1 pseudogene is annotated in these 203 nt (G+C 42.9%); it reads left to right on the top strand.

The annotated features are described in order from the left end of the window. Positions 1–203 (top strand): annotated as a pseudogene (locus Q0829_RS27580) (hypothetical protein); the annotation flags it as partial.

Below are 203 nucleotides of genomic sequence, written 5' to 3' on the forward strand. Positions count from 1 at the left end.
GGAGGAAACGATCCTAATGGCGATGAAGATGGCGATGGTGTTCCCAACTGGCAGGATGATAGTGATGATGGTACCGGAGATGGTAGTACTACGGATTATACGGATAGTAATGGAGATGGTATTCCAGATGTATATGATACTGACGGCGATGGTATTCCGAACCACTTAGACTTAGACAGTGATAATGATGGATTATATGATAT

Source organism: uncultured Aquimarina sp., from assembly GCF_947492405.1.
Taxonomy (GTDB): Bacteria; Bacteroidota; Bacteroidia; order Flavobacteriales; family Flavobacteriaceae; genus Aquimarina.